Origin of the sequence: Salinivibrio sp. ES.052, assembly GCF_900141775.1 — a bacterium.
Classification (GTDB): Bacteria; Pseudomonadota; Gammaproteobacteria; order Enterobacterales; family Vibrionaceae; genus Salinivibrio.
Genome location: NZ_FSRI01000002.1, coordinates 473,559 through 492,714, shown reverse-complemented (window position 1 = coordinate 492,714; position 19,156 = coordinate 473,559). Strand labels below are relative to the sequence as shown.

The window sequence follows — 19,156 nt, the reverse complement described above, 5'->3', positions numbered from 1 at the left end:
TTTTTTATTCGTCGAGCAAGCGGGGGCGCTGCAAACACAGCTTCCCATCCTCAACATGCACCACAAATGCGATGTGATCGCGACCAATGCTCGGACTACCACCAGCTATCACAAATGTGCCAGGCTGATTAAGGCGTTGAATCACACTCGGCCCTATCGCCTCGGAGAAAGCCCAGCGCTGACGGTCATTGTCACAATCCACCCAGTACTCGCCTTGTCGCTGCGCTTGCAGCACAGAGACATTATTGGCTAATTGCGCCTGCGCTTGGCGCTGGATTTGATTGGCTTCTTGATATAGGCGGGACAGGGTCGCACTGTCTAAAGGCAAGAGGGCATCACCTTGATGATAACGCTGAAAAACCGGCTCGCCATTGGCGTCAAACCGTACATGAGTCGAAAAAGGCACCAAGCGGTTATCAACCAGCTTTTCCCCCTCACGCTTTAGCGCACGAAGGCTGCCTGCTCGCCAAGCATATTCACTACGATACTGACCGTAGTCTCCTTGCCACGTTTTCTCAGCAAGGCCGATGACTTGCCCCTGTTGGCTATCTAACCAATAAACGGCGCGATAGTCTCCCGCTGCGAAAGCAGTGGTGTGTGTAACAGGCTTTGGCGGCTTACCGCTAGAGCACCCGACAAGAGCCATCAGCAGGGCAACGACCCATAATTTGAAGCGCATCGCGAATCCAGATACAAAAACGCCATAGCGAAGGCTATGGCGATATGAGAATAGCGCTTACTTAACCGCGTCTTTTAGCGCTTTACCCGCCACAAACGCTGGCACGTTTGCCGCAGCGATTTGAATTTCTTGACCCGTTTGTGGGTTACGACCGGTGCGTGCTGCACGATGGTTCAATTTAAACGTACCGAAGCCAATCAGTTGTACCTGTTCACCTTCTTTCAAGGCACCTTCAATACCGCCCAAAGTCGCTTCCAAGGCTGTTTTCGCTTGTGCTTTTGAAAGTTCCGCTTTTTCTGCGATCAGGTCGATCAGTTGGGTTTTGTTCATTATGTCTTCCCTTCTAGGTTTTTTAGAGACGAAGTCACTCTAATTCAAAAGAAGCCCGGCTGGCAAAGGTTTGTGGCGCTCTGTGTGGTTGTATGGAGGCTCTTTAACCACAAACTGAGCGCGATCTCACAATTTGTTGCGTTTTTTCTCAGTTGAATGGTTGTAAAAGCCCGCCAATGGCCTGATCTTTAGGATGTTGACTGACTTTTAACTCTGGGAACCTATGCTCATTCTGGTCCTTTTTATTTCGCTTTCTATTGGTGTCTCTTTTGTGTGCTCCGTGCTCGAAGCGATTTTGCTTAGCATCACACCCAGCTACATTGCGAACCTTCGCCATCAAGGTCACCCTGCCGCCGAGCGTCTCAATGCGCTCAAAAAGGATATTGACCGGCCACTGGCCTCTATTCTGACACTCAATACCATTGCCCATACTGTGGGGGCGGCAGGAGCCGGTGCACAAGCGGCGCATGTCTTTGGTGATGCGTGGGTCGGCGTATTCTCCGCCGTGCTCACACTCGCGATTCTGCTTCTCTCAGAAATCATTCCCAAAACCATTGGCGCGAACTTCTGGCCGCAATTGGCACCTGGGGCGGCGCTGGTGCTCAAATGGATGGTGTGGGCGCTCACGCCGTTCGTGTGGCTATCTGAGCAGATTACTAAGCGTCTCAGCGCGGACACCACCCATGTCAAACTGCGTGATGAAATTTCAGCGATGGCAATGCTGGCGTCAGAAAGTGGTGAGATGGGCGAAGATGAAACGCAGATGCTCAATAATATGCTGAAGTTACGTGATCTTCCCGCCACGCAGCTGATGACACCGCGCCCGGTACTGTTTCGCATTCCTGCCGAGATGGATGTGAATACCTTCCTCGACGAGCACAGTGACTGCCCTTTCTCTCGTCCATTAGTTTATGGTGAACAACGCGACGATATTTTAGGCTTTGTTCACAAATCCAATATCTATGAAGCCAAAACACAAGGCGCAGGACAGACCCCATTAGGCCATTTAATGCGTCCACTCGCGGTGATCTTACCCGGCAACAGTGTGTTGCAAGCATTTGATATATTAATGATCCGTCGCGCTCAGCTGGCGATGATTGTCGACGAGTATGGCACGGTGCAAGGCATTATCACGCTCGAAGACATTTTTGAGTACCTAACCGGAAGAGAAATTATCGATGAGGCGGACACGGTGACTGATATGCAACAACTGGCTTATCAGCGTTGGGATGCCTGGAAGAAGCAGCACAATATGATTGAAAGCCAAGATGACGATGAACCACCGGTGCAACGACATAGCGATGAGTCATGATCAGAAAAGGCGGCTAAAGCCGCCCTTTCTGAGGGGAGGAGGTGAGCTTACTCAACACTCAGTCCGAGATTGCTGACGCCTGCCTCTCGCAACTCCTGACGGATCCCTTTAATCATATCCACATCACGGCTTTCAGCGCTTTTCAGCACGCGAAAGATAGCCCATTGGGCATCCCACTCCTCACAAATCGCCTCGATGGACTTTTGATTCTCATCCGTTACCACAAGACCTGTTTGCGCTTCTTCAAGCTGGGCCACGCTGTGTATGGATTGCTGCGACACCTTTAGGGTAATAGGTAACATTTCATCACGATCAAGTAATGCATGAAGAAGCTGAGAAAGCGCAACACAAGCATCAATCGCCGGATAAGTCAGGTAAATACCATGATCATTGGCCTCAGGGATCAATGGCTCCAGCTTTTCCAGTTGGCGCTCAAAATCAATCTTGGCCGTTTTGACGGTTTGTGATTCCCAGACCGCATCAAGAATATTGCGAAACGCTTGCGGATCGGCAAATTCAGTTTGGGCACAGAAAAGCGCGTAGTTCGGAACCATACGTTCCACCAGCGCAGCCATAAAACTAATATGCTGCCAATTCTCACATTTTTCCAAACGTAGTTGTAAAGGGTTTCGTAACATAGCCAGTTGATCTTTAATAGCGGGAAGGAGTGTTGTCCTCATTGAATGCGCTCAGTGTACTTGATTCCCACAACCATAAAAAGGAGCCTTTGTGGATAAAGTTTACGTTATCAGCGAGCATGCTAAAACCTACTACCAGTTGATTAAAGCGGCTCAGCTCCCCGATCTCGCTATCACTACATCCGCAGACGAGGCCAGTATCTGGTTGGCCGATCCGCCGCTTGCAGCCCCTCAACTCCCCCACGCTGAGCAGCTACGCTGGTTACAGTCAACGTTTGCGGGGGTTGATGCATTAATCCACGCCCCTCAACGCGGTTATCAGTTGACCAATGTCAGAGGAATATTCGGGGCACTGATGGCCGAATATGTCTTCGGACACATACTCACGGACACCCGACATCTTGGTCAGTACGCGGAACAGCAAGCTCAGTGTCGCTGGCAACCTCAGCCTTACCGATCATTGCACGGGCAAACGCTCGCCATTTTAGGAACAGGTGCTATTGGTCAACATATTTCTACCGTCGCTCGTGCTTTTGGTATGACGGTACTTGGCATCAACCAAGATGGACGTCCAGTCGACGGGTTTGAACAGACTCTGACACTACCGGCGTTAAGGCAAACGCTAAGCGAGGTGGATATCTTAGTCAGTACCTTGCCCGCCACGCCAGAAACGCACCAATGCCTGAATGCGGTTTTTTGGCAGCATGCGCAACATCTTTTTTTTATCAATGTCGGCCGTGGAGCCACGGTGGATGAGCCAGCACTCGTGCGCGCATTAGATGAAAAGAAGCTGCACTTGGCGGTCTTGGATGTGATGCAACAAGAGCCACTGCCTGAACAGCACCCCTTTTGGACACACCCAAACGTGAGAGTGACGCCACATATTGCTGCCGTGAGCTTTCCGGAGCAGGTTTTTGCCCTCTTTGCGGATAATTACCGCCGCTGGCACGCGGGCCAGCCTCTCGCGCATCGCGTCGATTTTGATAAAGGGTACTAAATGACTTTTCCGGATTTGGACACGGCGTTGTCTGCTGCGCGTGAATGCCGCTTGTGCCAACATTGGCTGGCTGACGGACCTCGCCCGGTGATCCAAGCCAGTCCACACGCTCGGGTGTTGATTATCGGTCAAGCGCCAGGGCGGCGCGTGCACGAAAGCGGGCTGCCATTTAATGACCCAAGTGGTGATCGCCTACGGAAATGGTTAGGGGTCACGCGTGATCAGTTCTACCAACCTGATTTGTTTGCCATTATGCCAATGGGCCTGTGTTACCCAGGCAAAGGCAAGTCGGGCGATCTGCCGCCTGCGCGCATTTGTGCGCCAGTGTGGCATCAAGCCATTAAAGCGCATCTACCTCAGATTTCCGTGACCTTACTAATAGGCCAGTATGCGCAGCAGTATTATTTAGCGAACAAGCCCAAAACGCTCACCGAAACGGTTAAGCAGTGGCAACAATGGGCCCCTCATACCTTTGCGCTGCCTCATCCTTCGCCCAGAAATACCTTATGGTTGCGCCGCAATCTGTGGTTTGAAGAAGAGGTGGTGCCCGCGATACGACACCAGGTTCAGCAGGCTTTACAGTAAGCGGCGGATCAAGCTACTGGCGTGAGGATAAAAAAACGCTCGCCAACCGGCGAGCGTGGGAGTTAGCCGTGGTAGGGCTTCGACAGCTCATGAACCGCATCGATGAAGACGCCAGCGTTATCTGGTGGTACATCCAAGTGAATGCCATGGCCGAGATTAAACACATGGCCCGTCCCTTCGCCGAAACCGTCTAAGATGGTCGACACTTCTTGGCGGATCCGCTCTGGGCTAGCATATAACATCGATGGATCCATATTGCCTTGCAACGCCACTTTATCACCAATTCGCGCTTTGGCGTCCGCCATGTTGATAGTCCAGTCAAGCCCAACACCATCACATCCTGTGGCCGCAATACGCTCCAACCACATCCCCGCATTTTTGGTGAACAGCGTCACCGGCACACGGCGACCGTCGTGCTCTCGGATCAAACCATCGACAATTTTCTGCATATACTGCAGAGAAAAATCATGGTAATCACGTGGTGTGAGTACCCCCCCCCAGGTGTCAAACACCATCACCGATTGGGCACCGGCTTTGATCTGTGCGTTAAGGTAGCTCACCACACTATCAGCAAGTTTATCGAGCAATGCATGCAGTGTTTGTGGCTCGGCATACATCATCTTTTTAATCTTGGTAAACGCTTTTGAGGTGCCACCTTCTACCATATAGGTGGCCAAGGTCCACGGGCTACCGGAAAAACCAATCAAGGGCACCTCACCCTTTAATTCACGACGGATGGTACGCACCGCGTTCATCACATACTGCAGCTCGCCCTCCGGATCAGGGATACCGATTTTATCCACATCCGCCTTTGAGGTGATCGGATGGGAAAATTTCGGTCCTTCCCCGGTTTCAAAGTACAGCCCTAATCCCATGGTATCAGGGATGGTGAGGATATCAGAGAACAGAATGGCGGCATCCAAATCAAAGCGACGTAATGGCTGCATCGTCACTTCACAGGCTAACTCCGCATTTTTACACAATGACAAAAAGTCACCCGCCTGCGCACGTAGTTCACGATATTCAGGCAGGTAACGGCCAGCTTGGCGCATCATCCACACGGGCGTGCAATCCACCGGTTGCTTATAGAGGGCGCGTAAATAACGATCGTTTTTCAATTCGGTCATTGTGTTAAACCTGTGTGCGAAAAGTGGCCGTCATTGTATCACTGTCAAGTCGCAACAAAAGCGAAGCTTTGTTAACACGATCATAAAACCGTCACCCAGCGCCAGCAAAGGATTGCTGGTCATTTAACCACATGGTACAACCTTTTTATAACGACAATAGGTCTGCGAAAGACAATATGTTCGCATCTTACCCCGGCTCCCTACGGCCGGGTTTTTTTATGTTCGGATAAAGCACAGCTGGCTTCAATTAAGCGCCGGGCGATCGTCCCTTTTGGCGCCACTGGCGGCAAGGCATCGCAATCAAACCATTGCGCATCCGTCAATTCCTCATAATCTGGCCTTAACTGACCACCGGCATAGTCGGCCAAAAAGCCCATCATGACATTGGAAGGAAAGGCCCACGGCTGGCTATCCATATAACGGATATTTTTCACCTCAATCCCTGTTTCCTCTTTGACCTCGCGCGCCACACACTGTTCGAGCGTTTCTCCCGGCTCAACAAACCCCGCAATCACGGTATACATCCCGGTTTTATGCCTTGGGTGCTGTGCCAGTAATAAATGTTCACCATTACGTACCGCCACAATCACACACGGCGACACGCGCGGATAATCGTGACGCTGACAGTGAGCGCACCTCATAGCTATCGCCTCAGCATCAAACTCAGCGCGCTGACCACAACAGCCACAAAACGCTTGCTGCTGTCGCATGTAATCAAGCTGAATGACGCGTCCTACGAGGGCAAATAAGGGGGCAGATAGAACCGCTAACAACGTGCGTAAGCCTGCCACCTCATCAGTAGGTAGTATCGGGTTACAATTAAAGACGCCGACCACAGGCGTCTGCTGATAGTCTCCAACCGTCACGGTTTCACCGCCAGAAAATGGCAGTTTCGACAAGGGTATACATGGCAAATCACCGTTGGGCAGCCAAAGTTTCCCGTTGGCAATCGCGCATACATAGACCGCTTGTTGATTCTGAGACATGGTCACTCCCTTAGCCTTGCAGCTATACTTGAATACTGGCAATCTAGTTTCATAACGTGATGCAAAGGACTGAGCAGCCCGTTAATTTTCAGCCGGCCTTATTATAGCGCCATTCATTCGCTGATCGATCACGAGGACACCGATCATGCTGAGAAAACTCGAACGCACCAAAGCGCAATGGAGCGGTTACGATGAGGTTATCGATTACTGGCTCGAATTACGCCGCCAACTGTTGGTGGAGTATTACAATGTTGCAGGGGTCGCAGTCAAAAAGAAGCAAGCGCTTCCCAGTAAAGCCGAGCTCGACCGTTTCTGCGACCATTTAGTCGATTATATCTCTACCGGTCATTTCAAAATCTATGACATGGTGATGGATCGTTGGCAATCCACAGGGTTCGCTGCCACCAAAGAAACTGACAACCTGTATTTCAGTATCGTCGACACCACTGACCCACTCTTAGACTTTAACGATAAGTTCAGTGCCATAGATCTAGACGACGAAAATTATGACGCCACAGATTTTGATCAAGACATCTCCGCGATTGGTGAATGGCTCGAACAGCGCTTTGAGTTAGAAGATACCTTGATTCGACTGATTGCCGACAGCCTGGCTCATCCACCAGGCGCTTGATGCCTCTGCGTTGTTATAATGAATAGGACAAGCGTCGCCTGTGTGCGGCGCTTTTTTATGTGTCTTTTCTCCTTCGTGACAAAAAACCAGCGAGCCGAAAAAACAAAAGGCACCTCTGAAGAGGTGCCTTTTTATCTAACGTTGTCCCGTCCTGAAATACGTTGACATAAAGAGGACTTCTTTATGACAACATCAAGTAATTCAAGCCGTAAGCGCACGCAACGTGATTACACCTTAGCCTTTAAATTAGGCGTTGTAGAGCGTGTTGAAAAAGGCGAAATGACGTACAAACAAGCTCAAGCCCGTTTTGGCATTCAGGGCCGCTCAACGGTACTCGTCTGGCTCAGAAAACATGGTAGACTCGATTGGTCGAAGCCATTTCAGCATCCCCTTATGCCACATTCAAAAGAAACCCCATCCGAAACTATCAAGCGCCTTGAGCGTGAGTTAGCCGAAGAGAAACTGCGTAACCAAATCCTCAATGGTATGGTCGATATCATGGACAATGAGTACGGAGCCGGCCTCAGAAAAAAGTACTTATCCGGTACATCTGGCAAGCCAAAGCCAAAAGTAAAATAAAGTTAGCGGCGGCATGTCGTGCCACAGGCATTTCTCGGCAAGGTGTCTATCAAGCCGTTGCTCGAATGGAAAGCCGAAGAGCTGAACTATCAATCATCAGAGACTGGGTCCAATACTGGCGTAAGTATATGCCGAGGTTAGGGGCGCGTAAGCTCTACGCGTTGGTAAAGCCCAAGCTAGCTGAACACGAAATTAAGCTAGGGCGAGACGGGTTTTTTAGCTATCTGAGAAGCGAAGGCTTACTGGTTAAACCCAAGAAAAGCTACACAAAAACTACGTGTAGTAAGCACTGGATGAAGAAGCATCCTAACCTGCTAAAAGAAGACGGACTGCATGATGCTGCGCATGTACTGGTCAGCGACATCACTTATGTTGAATCAGACCAAGGTGTGCACTATCTGTCACTGGTGACCGATGCCAACTCACGCAAGATAGTGGGTCATCACGTTAGCGAAGATATGAAAGTCGACAATGTAGTGAAAGCGCTGAAAATGGCCGTCAAAGATAAGCGCTATATCGGCAATGCGGTACATCACTCAGACCGAGGTTCGCAATACTGCTCAGCCGTTTATCAGAGTGCGCTACAGGAGAGTCAAATCCAGCCGTCGATGACGGATGGTTATGATTGCTACCAAAACGCGTTAGCGGAAAGAGTCAATGGCATACTGAAGCATGAGTTTTTACTGTACCGGTGTAAGACACTGACAGAGCTTAAAATACTGGTAAAAGAATCGATAGCGATATACAACGAAATGAGACCGCACCTAAGTTTAAGTATGGCAACCCCCAATCAGGTGCATAATAAAAAAGGCCAGCTACTGGAGCTGGCCTAAAAACTGTCAACCTATATTAGGACGGGACACGTAGCGTATTCCGCTAGCCTTGAAACGACCTTAGTTATCGTCGTTCAGGCCTGCATTTAGCAGTGCAGCAAGATCTTGCGATGCTTGCTCAGCATCTACCTGTGGTGCCACAGGCTGCTCTGGCTCTGCACGCTTAGCTTGGCGGTTTTTGTGATACGCAAAACCGGTACCGGCTGGGATCAAGCGACCCACAATCACGTTCTCTTTTAGACCACGTAAGTCATCACGTTTACCGGCCACTGCCGCTTCGGTCAGCACGCGAGTGGTTTCCTGGAACGAGGCAGCCGAAATGAATGACTCGGTCGCCAGCGAGGCTTTGGTGATACCTAATAGGTCACGACCAAAGGTAGCTGGCTGCTTGCCTTCCGCTTCAAGATCACGGTTCGCAATCGTAACGCGGGAGTACTCGACTTGCTCGCCTTCCAAGAAGTCCGTATCGCCAGCAGATTTAATCGTCACCTTACGCAACATCTGACGCACAATGGTCTCGATGTGCTTATCGTTGATCTTTACACCTTGCAGGCGGTAAACGTCTTGCACTTCGTTGGTGATATATTCCGCCACCGCGTGGATACCACGCAAGCGTAGAATGTCGTGTGGTGATTCTGGACCATCTGCGATCACATCACCTTTCTCGACTTTTTCACCTTCGAATACGTTGAGCTGACGCCATTTTGGAATCATCTCTTCGTAGGCCTTGCCTTCTTCTGGTGTGAGGATCAAGCGGCGCTTACCTTTGGTTTCTTTACCGAAGGAAACAGTCCCTGTGATCTCTGCCAAGATGGCTGGCTCTTTTGGCTTACGTGCTTCGAACAGGTCAGCAACGCGTGGCAGACCACCAGTGATATCCTTGGTACCGCCGCTTTCTTGCGGGATACGTGCCAGAGTATCACCAATACCTACGCTTGCCCCATCATCCAATTGGACGATCGCTTTACCTGGCAAGAAGTATTGAACTGGCATGTCTGTACCAGGGATCATCACGTCATTGCCTTGCGCATCGACCAACTTCACTGCAGGGCGCTTGTCTTTACCTGACGATGGGCGCTCAGAAGCATCCATCACCACAATCGAAGACAGACCTGTCAGTTCATCCGTTTGACGCTGCATGGTCGACGCATCAATCATATCCACGAAGCGAACATAACCGCCGACTTCGGTGATGATTGGCATGGTATGTGGGTCCCAGTTGGCGACCACATCACCCGATTCAACCGTTTCCGTATCTTTCTTGCTCAGCAACGCACCGTATGGCACTTTGTAGCTTTCTTTGGTACGGCCAAACTCATCAACAATGGTCATTTCTGTCGCACGCGAGGTAATCACAAGTTTACCATCGCTGTTGGTGACAGATTTCGCATTGTGCAGGTGCATAGAACCTTTGTTCTTCACCTGGATGTTGTTTTCTGCCGCCGCACGCGATGCCGCACCACCGATGTGGAACGTACGCATGGTCAGCTGTGTACTTGGTTCACCGATAGACTGCGCGGCGATAACGCCCACAGACTCACCGTGGTTAACCAAATGACCACGCGCCAAGTCACGACCATAACAGTTTGCACAGCAACCAAAGTCAGTTTCACAGGTTACGACAGAGCGCACTTTCACCTTATCGACAGAGTGGTGTTCTAAGATGTCACACCATTTCTCGTCTAATAGGGTGTTGCGAGGCGCCAGTACTTCTTCTGTGCCGGGTTTGATGACGTCTTCCGCCACAACACGACCAAGTACACGCTCACGCAGCGCTTCTTTAACATCACCACCTTCGATAACTGCCATCATGTGGATACCACCTTCGGTGCCACAGTCGGTTTCAGTCACCACCACGTCTTGCGCAACGTCAACCAGACGACGCGTCAGATAACCTGAGTTCGCGGTCTTCAATGCCGTATCCGCCAGACCCTTACGGGCACCGTGCGTGGAAATAACGTACTGAAGTACGTTCAGACCTTCACGGAAGTTCGCAGTGATTGGCGTTTCGATGATTGAGCCATCTGGCTTAGCCATCAGACCACGCATACCCGCAAGCTGACGGATCTGCGCGGCAGAACCACGCGCACCCGAGTCAGCCATCATGTAGACGCTGTTAAAGGAGCTTTGTGTCTCTTCTTCACCATCACGGTTAATCACTGTCTCATTAGACAGGTTATCCATCATCGCTTTAGCTACTTGCTCGTTCGCCGCCGCCCAGATATCGATCACTTTGTTGTAGCGTTCGCCAGCGGTAACCAGACCAGACTGGAACTGCTCTTGAATTTCCGCAACTTCGGCTTCTGCCGCTTCGATCAAATCGTACTTGGCTTGTGGGATCACCATGTCGTCGATACCGACAGACGTGCCCGACAGCGCAGAGTAAGCAAAACCGGTATACATAATTTGGTCGGCAAAGATAACGGTATCTTTCAGACCCAATTTACGATAACAGGTGTTAAGCAAGTTTGAGATTTGCTTTTTACCCAGCGGCTGGTTGACTAACTCGTATGGCAGGCCATCTGGGACAATCGTCCACAACATGGCACGGCCAACGGTGGTATCAACCAATGACATTTTTTCAGTCCGTGTACCCATCTCATCGATATCGATTTGCTTGATGCGTACTTTTACGCGGCTATGCAGTTCTGCATGCCCGGTGCGATAGACTTTTTCAGCTTCGCCTGGGCCAGACAAATACATGCCTTCGCCCTTGCCGTTCACCTTCTCTCGGGTCATATAATAGAGACCCAGTACCACGTCCTGAGACGGTACGATGATAGGATCACCAGAAGCAGGCGATAGAATGTTGTTGGTTGACATCATCAACGCACGCGCTTCTAACTGGGCTTCCAGTGTTAGCGGTACGTGAACAGCCATCTGGTCACCATCGAAGTCAGCGTTATACGCCGCACACACCAATGGGTGCAACTGGATCGCTTTACCTTCGATAAGCACAGGTTCAAACGCTTGAATACCCAAACGGTGAAGCGTTGGTGCACGGTTCAGCAGGACAGGGTGTTCACGGATGACTTCATCCAAGATATCCCATACCACAGCTTCTTCGCGCTCAACCATCTTCTTGGCCGCTTTGATAGTGGTCGCCAGACCACGGGTCTCAAGCTTGCCGTAGATAAACGGTTTAAACAGCTCTAGTGCCATTTTCTTTGGTAGACCACACTGATGCAGACGCAAGTATGGACCCACGGTGATCACCGAACGGCCAGAGTAGTCAACACGTTTACCCAGCAGGTTCTGACGGAAACGACCCTGCTTACCTTTAATCATGTCAGCCAATGATTTCAGCGGACGTTTGTTCGAGCCCGTAATCGCACGACCGCGACGGCCGTTATCTAACATGGCGTCGACAGATTCTTGCAGCATGCGCTTTTCGTTACGCACAATGATGTCTGGTGCGGCAAGATCAAGCAGGCGCTTCAATCGGTTGTTACGGTTGATCACACGACGGTAGAGGTCGTTAAGATCAGATGTCGCAAATCGACCACCATCCAACGGCACCAATGGACGAAGATCCGGCGGCAACACAGGCAGCACGGTCAGGATCATCCACTCAGGGTTGTTACCTGATTGCAAGAAAGATTCAACCAGCTTCAGGCGCTTGGTGATCTTCTTACGCTTGGTTTCAGAGTTGGTCTCTTCGAGCTGTTCGCGCATTTGCTCTGTCTCGACGGACAGATCCATGTTTGCTAGCAGTGCTTTGACTGCTTCAGCGCCCATGCGTGCGTCAAATTCGTCGCCCCACTCTTCGAGTGCATCTAAATATTGCTCTTCAGACATCATCTGACCACGCTCAAGGCTGGTCATGCCTGGTTCGATAACAATATAAGACTCAAAGTAAAGCACACGCTCGATGTCACGTAGTGGCATGTCCATCAACAAGCCGATGCGTGATGGCAACGACTTCAGGAACCAAATGTGGGCAACAGGTGAAGCCAGCTCAATGTGACCCATACGCTCACGGCGTACTTTGGTCTGAGTAACTTCAACGCCACATTTTTCACAAATGACGCCGCGGTGCTTGAGGCGCTTGTACTTACCGCAAAGACATTCATAGTCTTTGACCGGGCCAAAAATACGTGCACAGAACAAACCGTCACGTTCAGGCTTAAAAGTACGGTAGTTGATGGTTTCTGGCTTTTTCACTTCACCAAATGACCATGAACGAATCATGTCAGGTGAGGCAAGACCGATTTTGATCGAGTCAAATTCTTCGGTCTTGTGTTGTGCTTTCAGAAACTTAAGTAAGTCTTTCACAATCGGCTCCTGTGAGGAGTTGACCCATAAAGGCGCTGACAGGCAGCGCCTTCATATTCTTACCGGAGAGAGTCGCCCAGGGGCTTACTCGTCTTCCAGCTCGATGTTGATACCCAACGAGCGGATTTCTTTCAGCAATACGTTGAAAGATTCCGGCATGCCCGGCTCCATACGATGGTCGCCATCTACGATGTTCTTATACATCTTAGTACGGCCATTAACGTCATCCGACTTCACGGTGAGCATTTCTTGCAAGGTATAAGCAGCACCATATGCTTCCAGTGCCCATACTTCCATCTCACCGAAGCGCTGACCACCGAACTGCGCCTTACCACCCAGCGGCTGCTGAGTAACCAAGCTGTAAGAACCGGTTGAACGGGCGTGCATCTTATCGTCCACCAAGTGGTTCAGTTTCAGCATGTACATGTAACCTACGGTTACCGGACGCTCAAACTTCTCACCCGTGCGGCCATCGTACAAGTCAAGCTGACCAGACTCAGGCAGATCACCCAGTTTCAATAGTTCTTTTACAATCGGCTCAGGCGCACCGTCAAAGACGGGTGACGCTGTCGGTAGACCATCGCGCAGGTTGCCGATCAAGGTGCGTACTTCTTCGTCAGTCAGTTTACTGATGTCCACTTGCTGACGGGTTTCACCCAGATCATAGACCTTCTGCAAGAACTCTCGGAATTTCGCCAGTTCTTGCTGCTCTTTGAGCATGCGGTTGATCTTGTCACCAATGCCTTTCGCCGCCAGACCCAAGTGCGTTTCCAAGATCTGCCCGATGTTCATACGCGACGGTACGCCCAGCGGGTTAAGCACTAAGTCGACGGGCTCACCAGATTCGTCATAAGGCATATCTTCGATCGGGTTGATCTTAGAGATAACACCTTTGTTACCGTGACGGCCAGCCATCTTATCACCTGGCTGAATACGACGTTTCACCGCAAGATACACTTTAACAATCTTCAACACGCCAGGAGCCAGGTCATCACCTTGGGTGATTTTGCGACGCTTGGTGTCGAATTTCTTATCAAAGTCCGCTTTGATTTCGTCGTACTGCTCAGCAAGCTGCTCAAGCTGCGTTTGCTGGGCTTCATCATCCAGTGTTTGTGTCAACATGCTCTGACGATTCATGCTGTCTAGCTGGTTGTCAGTATATCCGGCCTGAGAAAGCAGTGTACGAACACGCGCCATCAAACCACCTTCGAGGATAGAGAACTCCTCGGTCAGGTCTTTTTTGGCTTCTTTGAGCTGCATTTCTTCGATTTCGAGTGCACGCTTGTCTTTTTCTACGCCATCGCGAGTAAAGACTTGCACATCGATAACCGTACCAGACACACCATTCGGTACACGCAATGATGAATCTTTTACATCAGACGCTTTTTCACCGAAGATCGCTCGTAGTAGCTTCTCCTCTGGCGTCAGCTGTGTTTCGCCTTTTGGCGTCACTTTACCGACCATGATATCGCCGCCTTTCACTTCGGCACCGATATACACAACACCTGACTCATCCAGCTTCGACAATGCCGCTTCACCGACGTTTGGAATATCCGCGGTAATTTCTTCACTGCCCAGCTTGGTATCACGCGCCACACAAGAAAGCTCTTGAATGTGAATAGTGGTTAAACGATCTTCCTGAGCCACACGCTCAGAAATAAGGATGGAATCCTCAAAGTTATAACCATTCCACGGCATAAACGCGATACGCATGTTTTGACCAAGCGCCAGCTCACCCAAATCGGTGGATGGGCCATCAGCCAACACGTCGCCTTTCGCTACCTGGTGACCAGGCATCACGGTTGGACGCTGGTTAATACAGGTGTTCTGGTTTGAACGCGTGTATTTGATCAAGCTATAGATGTCGATACCGGCTTCGCCAGGGACCAGCTCATCTTCATTCACTTTCAACACGATACGTGAAGCATCGACTGATTGAATGGTACCGCCACGTTTCGCTACCGCGGTCACACCTGAGTCAACCGCTACGTTACGCTCGATACCCGTACCAACCAGCGGCTTTTGCGCACGCAAGGTTGGGACCGCTTGACGTTGCATGTTCGCACCCATCAAGGCACGGTTGGCATCGTCATGCTCAAGGAACGGAATCAGTGAGGCCGCTACCGACACGACCTGGTTGGTCGCAACGTCCATGTACTGGACATGGTCACGTGGGTGCAAGCCTGACTCACCGGTTTCACGGGCGGTGATCAGCTCATCGGTGAAAGACCCATCTTCGTTCAACGCAGCGTTAGCCTGCGCAATAACATAATGGCCTTCTTCGATAGCTGACAGGTAATCAATTTGGTCCGTCACTTTACCGTCAACCACTTTACGGTAAGGTGTTTCCAGGAAGCCGTACGCATTGCAACGCGCAAATGCAGACAGTGAGTTAATCAGACCGATGTTCGGCCCTTCCGGTGTTTCGATCGGACATAGGCGACCGTAGTGCGTCGCGTGAACGTCACGCACTTCGAAGCCTGCACGCTCACGCGTCAGACCGCCTGGACCCAATGCCGAGATACGACGCTTATGCGTTACCTCTGATAGTGGGTTGTTCTGATCCATAAACTGTGACAACTGTGAAGAGCCAAAGAACTCTTTCACTGCCGCAGAAATAGGCTTGGCGTTAATTAAGTCTTGTGGCATCACGCTATCGAGATCGCCCAAGCTCAAACGCTCTTTGACTGCACGCTCAACACGTACTAAGCCAACACGGAACTGGTTTTCTGCCATCTCGCCCACAGAGCGAATACGGCGGTTACCCAGGTGGTCAATGTCGTCCACTTCACCAATACCATTACGGATATGGATAAGCTTACGCATTACCTCGATGATGTCTTCTTTGCTCAGAACGCCTGGGCCAGTCAGATCATCACGACCCAGAGAGCTGTTAAACTTCATACGACCCACAGATGATAGGTCGTAGCGATCGTCTGAGAAGAACAGACTTTCGAATAGTTGCTCTGCCGCTTCACGCGTTGGTGGTTCACCGGGACGCATCATGCGATAGATTTCGACTAACGCGGTCAAACGATCCGTGGTGTTGTCGATACGCAGGGTATCTGACATGTACGGGCCATGATCCAAGTCGTTAGTAAACAGGGTTTCGATACGTTTGTGGCCAGCTTGCGACAACTGCGCCAAGATCTCTAGGCTGACCTCTTGGTTCGCCGAGACAATCACTTCACCTGTGTCCTGATTGACATACTCACGTGCAGAAATCTTGCCCGCAATATATTCAACCGGTACTTCGATGTGATCAACGTTATCTTTCGTCAACTGACGGATATGACGCGCGGTGATTCGACGACCCTGCTCGACGTAAACTTTACCGTCGGCTTCGATGTCAAACCCTGCCGTTTCGCCACGTAGACGATCAGGCACCAGCTCCATCACCAGAGACTTGCCTTTCACTTCGAAAATGACTTTCTCGAAGAACAGGTCCAAGATCTCTTCAGTTGTGTATTCCAGCGCACGCAGAATAATGGAAGCCGGTAGCTTACGACGACGATCGATACGAACGTATACGATATCCTTAGGATCAAATTCGAAATCCAACCATGAGCCACGGTATGGGATCACGCGTGCGTTATAGAGCACTTTTCCTGAGGAATGGGTTTTACCCTTATCGCTGTCGAAAAAGACGCCCGGACTACGGTGCAGCTGGGATACGATAACCCTCTCAGTACCATTGATGACAAAGGTACCATTTTCAGTCATGAGCGGAATTTCGCCCATATAGACTTCTTGTTCTTTGATGTCTTTAACGGTACCAGCCGGAGCATCCTTATCAAACATCACTAAGCGCAGTTTCACGCGTAGTGGGGCCGAATAGGTTACGCCACGAATTTGGCATTCTTTGACATCGAAAACTGGCTCACCGAGACGATAGCTAACGTATTGCAGCTCGGAATTGCCGTTGTAGCTCTGAATTGGAAAGACAGAGCGAAAGGCAGCTTCAAGACCGTATTGCCCTTCTGGATCCTGCTCGATAAAGTTCTTAAAAGATTCAAGCTGGATCGACAGCAAGTATGGCACGTCCAGAACTTGAGGACGCTTACCAAAATCCTTACGGATACGCTTTTTCTCGGTATAAGAGTAAACCATAGGGTTCCTCAGCTCGCTGATAAGTGACCCAAACTGTCCAGTACAAGGGACAGTGACTAAACAACCACCGTTTAGTGTAGGAAAATCAAAGCGCTTGCTTTGATTTTTTTTTGCATGGCCAGCAGTGATAAAACGGGGTGAAAATTTCACTACTGCCCTACAGCGCAAAAAGGCCGGTGGCTTTTTAGCCACCAGCCAATGCCCTTTCAGGCTAGGAAATTAAGTATAAATTACTTAACTTCAACAGAAGCACCAGCTTCTTCTAGCTGCGCTTTAAGTGCGTCAGCTTCTTCTTTCTCAACACCTTCTTTCAGAGGTGCAGGTGCGCCGTCAACAAGCGCTTTCGCTTCTTTCAGGCCTAGACCGGTTGCGCCACGTACCGCTTTGATAACAGATACTTTGTTAGCACCCGCTTCAGTTAGGATAACGTCAAATTCGGTTTGCTCTTCAACAGCACCGCCTTCAGCAGCACCGCCAGCAACAACGGCTGCTGCCGCTGATACGCCGAATTTTTCTTCCATAGCTTCGATAAGCTCAACAACTTGCATTACAGACATGTCTGCAACTGCGTCTAGGATTTGCTCGTTAGTGATAGACATAACAATTCTCTTTAAAGTCAACAATAATTAGATTAAGCAACCAATATAAAAGGGCGATTACGCCGCTTCTTTTTGGTCGCGAACAGCGGCAATAGTACGAACCAGCTTGCCGGCAGAAGCTTCTTTCAAGCCCATCATTAGGCGAGCAATTGCTTCGTCGTACGTTGGCAGTGTCGCCAGTACCTCTGGGTCAGTGATCGTACCTTCGAATGCAGCAGATTTAACCTCAAACTCGTTGTTTTCCTTTGCGAAGTCTTTAAAAAGACGTGCAGCAGCACCTGGGTGCTCAGTAGAAAACGCAATCAGAGTTGGGCCAACAAACGTGTCTTTTAGACACTCGTAGTCTGTGCCTTCAACTGCACGGCGAGCCAGTGTATTACGAACAACTCTCATGATAACGCCCGCTTCACGCGCTTGTTTACGTAGAGAAGTCATCGCATCCACGGTTACACCGCGAGAATCAGCAACTACTGCAGACAGGGCACCACTGGCAGCTTCGTTGACTTCAGCAACAATTGCTTTTTTGTCTTGAAGGTTTAAAGCCATTTGGATTCGCTCCTGGATTGTTTAACACCACTCTCCACATATGGAGAGAGCTTCACGGCGCAGATCCAAGAAAGACAATAAATCGATCATGCTCTGGCACCGTCTACGTAGGAAATATTAAGCTCGTTATGAGCGCCTACGGTCTTGGACGAAGTTTGCCGAAACAAACTCAGCCATAAAATTGTCAAGCGAGCAAGTATAAACTACTCACTCGCTTGTCGCAATTAGTTAACGCTTGCTTCCAGTGAGTTCTGGTCTAGAGACACACCAGCACCCATAGTGGTAGACAGGCTAACTTTCTTAATGAAAGTTCCTTTTGCTGAAGTTGGCTTGGCCTTCTTCAGAGCAACCAACAGCGCTTCAAGGTTTGCTTTCAGGCTGTCTGCGTCAAAGTCTACTTTACCAATAGTGGTATGAACGATACCGTTCTTATCATTACGATAACGAACCTGACCGGCTTTTGCGTTTTTAACCGCTTCAGCAACGTTCGGGGTTACCGTACCCACTTTCGGGTTTGGCATCAGGCCACGTGGACCAAGGATAGTACCCAGCTGACCTACAACGCGCATGGCGTCTGGTGAAGCAACGACGACGTCAAAGTTCATTTCGCCTTTCTTCACTTGCTCAGCAAGATCTTCCATACCAACAATATCAGCACCAGCTTCTTTTGCTGCTTCAGCATTCGCACCTTGTGTGAACACAGCAACACGGATGTCGCGGCCTGTACCGTTAGGCAATACAGTCGCGCCACGAACGTTTTGGTCTGATTTACGTGCGTCGATGCCAAGGTTGACAGAAACGTCAACACTTTCAACGAACTTTGCAGTTGCCAGTTCCTTCAGTAGAGCAACGGCTTCGTTGATGTCGTACTCTTTGGTCACATCAACTTTCTCGCGGATTACGCGCATGCGCTTAGTCATTTTAGCCAT

Annotated in this window: 15 protein-coding genes; 5 read left to right on the top strand and 10 right to left on the bottom strand. The window is 50.2% G+C overall.

Annotation, left to right across the window (positions count from 1 at the left end; all coding sequences use genetic code 11):
• Positions 1-4: 4 nt before the first annotated feature.
• Together BUQ98_RS11930 and hupA are read right to left on the bottom strand one after the other, a co-directional pair.
• Complete coding sequence (locus BUQ98_RS11930; protein ID WP_074214016.1) at positions 5-679, bottom strand: DUF1481 domain-containing protein; 675 nt, start codon at positions 677-679, stop codon at positions 5-7.
• A 57-nt stretch (positions 680-736) separates the two neighbouring features.
• Positions 737-1,009 carry a nucleoid-associated protein HU-alpha gene (gene hupA / locus BUQ98_RS11925; RefSeq protein ID WP_021024119.1) on the bottom strand — a complete coding sequence of 91 codons (273 nt, stop codon included), beginning with the start codon at positions 1,007-1,009 and terminating at the stop codon, positions 737-739.
• A 223-nt stretch (positions 1,010-1,232) separates the two neighbouring features.
• Here hupA and BUQ98_RS11920 point away from each other — a divergent pair, with 223 nt between their 5' ends.
• Entirely contained in the window at positions 1,233-2,321 is a 1,089-nt protein-coding gene (locus BUQ98_RS11920) for a CNNM domain-containing protein (RefSeq protein ID WP_074214015.1), read from the top strand.
• A 47-nt stretch (positions 2,322-2,368) separates the two neighbouring features.
• Here BUQ98_RS11920 and BUQ98_RS11915 read toward each other — a convergent pair whose 3' ends face one another.
• Entirely contained in the window at positions 2,369-2,959 is a 591-nt protein-coding gene (locus BUQ98_RS11915) for a YjaG family protein (protein WP_074214014.1), read from the bottom strand.
• 91 nt (positions 2,960-3,050) lie between these two features.
• On the opposite strand from BUQ98_RS11915, the gene BUQ98_RS11910 reads away from it, so the two are divergent.
• Together BUQ98_RS11910 and BUQ98_RS11905 are read left to right on the top strand one after the other, a co-directional pair.
• Positions 3,051-3,956 carry a D-2-hydroxyacid dehydrogenase gene (locus tag BUQ98_RS11910; protein WP_074214013.1) on the top strand — a complete coding sequence of 302 codons (906 nt, stop codon included), beginning with the start codon at positions 3,051-3,053 and terminating at the stop codon, positions 3,954-3,956.
• A complete protein-coding gene (locus tag BUQ98_RS11905) occupies positions 3,957-4,541 on the top strand; it encodes a uracil-DNA glycosylase family protein (RefSeq protein ID WP_074214012.1) in 585 nt (194 codons plus the stop codon).
• Positions 4,542-4,603: 62 nt separating this feature from the next.
• On the opposite strand, the gene hemE is transcribed toward BUQ98_RS11905, so the two are convergent.
• Together hemE and nudC are read right to left on the bottom strand one after the other, a co-directional pair.
• Entirely contained in the window at positions 4,604-5,668 is a 1,065-nt protein-coding gene (hemE, locus tag BUQ98_RS11900) for a uroporphyrinogen decarboxylase (RefSeq protein WP_074214011.1), read from the bottom strand.
• A gap of 200 nt (positions 5,669-5,868) precedes the next feature.
• Positions 5,869-6,654, bottom strand: a complete 786-nt coding sequence (gene nudC, locus BUQ98_RS11895; protein WP_074214010.1) for an NAD(+) diphosphatase — start codon at positions 6,652-6,654, stop codon at positions 5,869-5,871.
• A gap of 145 nt (positions 6,655-6,799) precedes the next feature.
• Here nudC and BUQ98_RS11890 point away from each other — a divergent pair, with 145 nt between their 5' ends.
• Complete coding sequence (locus tag BUQ98_RS11890; RefSeq protein ID WP_074214009.1) at positions 6,800-7,285, top strand: Rsd/AlgQ family anti-sigma factor; 486 nt, start codon at positions 6,800-6,802, stop codon at positions 7,283-7,285.
• A gap of 183 nt (positions 7,286-7,468) precedes the next feature.
• A protein-coding gene (locus BUQ98_RS16835) for an IS3 family transposase (protein ID WP_139294740.1) occupies positions 7,469-8,697 on the top strand; the annotation gives its coding sequence in 2 pieces (ribosomal slippage) (positions 7,469-7,820 and positions 7,820-8,697; 1,230 coding nt in all).
• Positions 8,698-8,757: 60 nt separating this feature from the next.
• On the opposite strand, the gene rpoC is transcribed toward BUQ98_RS16835, so the two are convergent.
• From rpoC to rplA, 5 genes are all read right to left on the bottom strand, one after another.
• Complete coding sequence (gene rpoC / locus BUQ98_RS11875; RefSeq protein ID WP_074214007.1) at positions 8,758-12,972, bottom strand: DNA-directed RNA polymerase subunit beta'; 4,215 nt, start codon at positions 12,970-12,972, stop codon at positions 8,758-8,760.
• 84 nt (positions 12,973-13,056) lie between these two features.
• The gene (gene rpoB, locus BUQ98_RS11870) at positions 13,057-17,082 is read right to left on the bottom strand and encodes a DNA-directed RNA polymerase subunit beta (protein WP_074214006.1); all 4,026 of its coding nucleotides are present in this window, start codon (positions 17,080-17,082) and stop codon (positions 13,057-13,059) included.
• 230 nt (positions 17,083-17,312) lie between these two features.
• Complete coding sequence (rplL, locus tag BUQ98_RS11865; protein WP_074214005.1) at positions 17,313-17,681, bottom strand: 50S ribosomal protein L7/L12; 369 nt, start codon at positions 17,679-17,681, stop codon at positions 17,313-17,315.
• Between the two features lie 57 nt (positions 17,682-17,738).
• A complete protein-coding gene (gene rplJ / locus BUQ98_RS11860; RefSeq protein ID WP_074214004.1) occupies positions 17,739-18,227 on the bottom strand; it encodes a 50S ribosomal protein L10 in 489 nt (162 codons plus the stop codon).
• Between the two features lie 224 nt (positions 18,228-18,451).
• Complete coding sequence (rplA, locus tag BUQ98_RS11855; protein WP_074214003.1) at positions 18,452-19,156, bottom strand: 50S ribosomal protein L1; 705 nt, start codon at positions 19,154-19,156, stop codon at positions 18,452-18,454.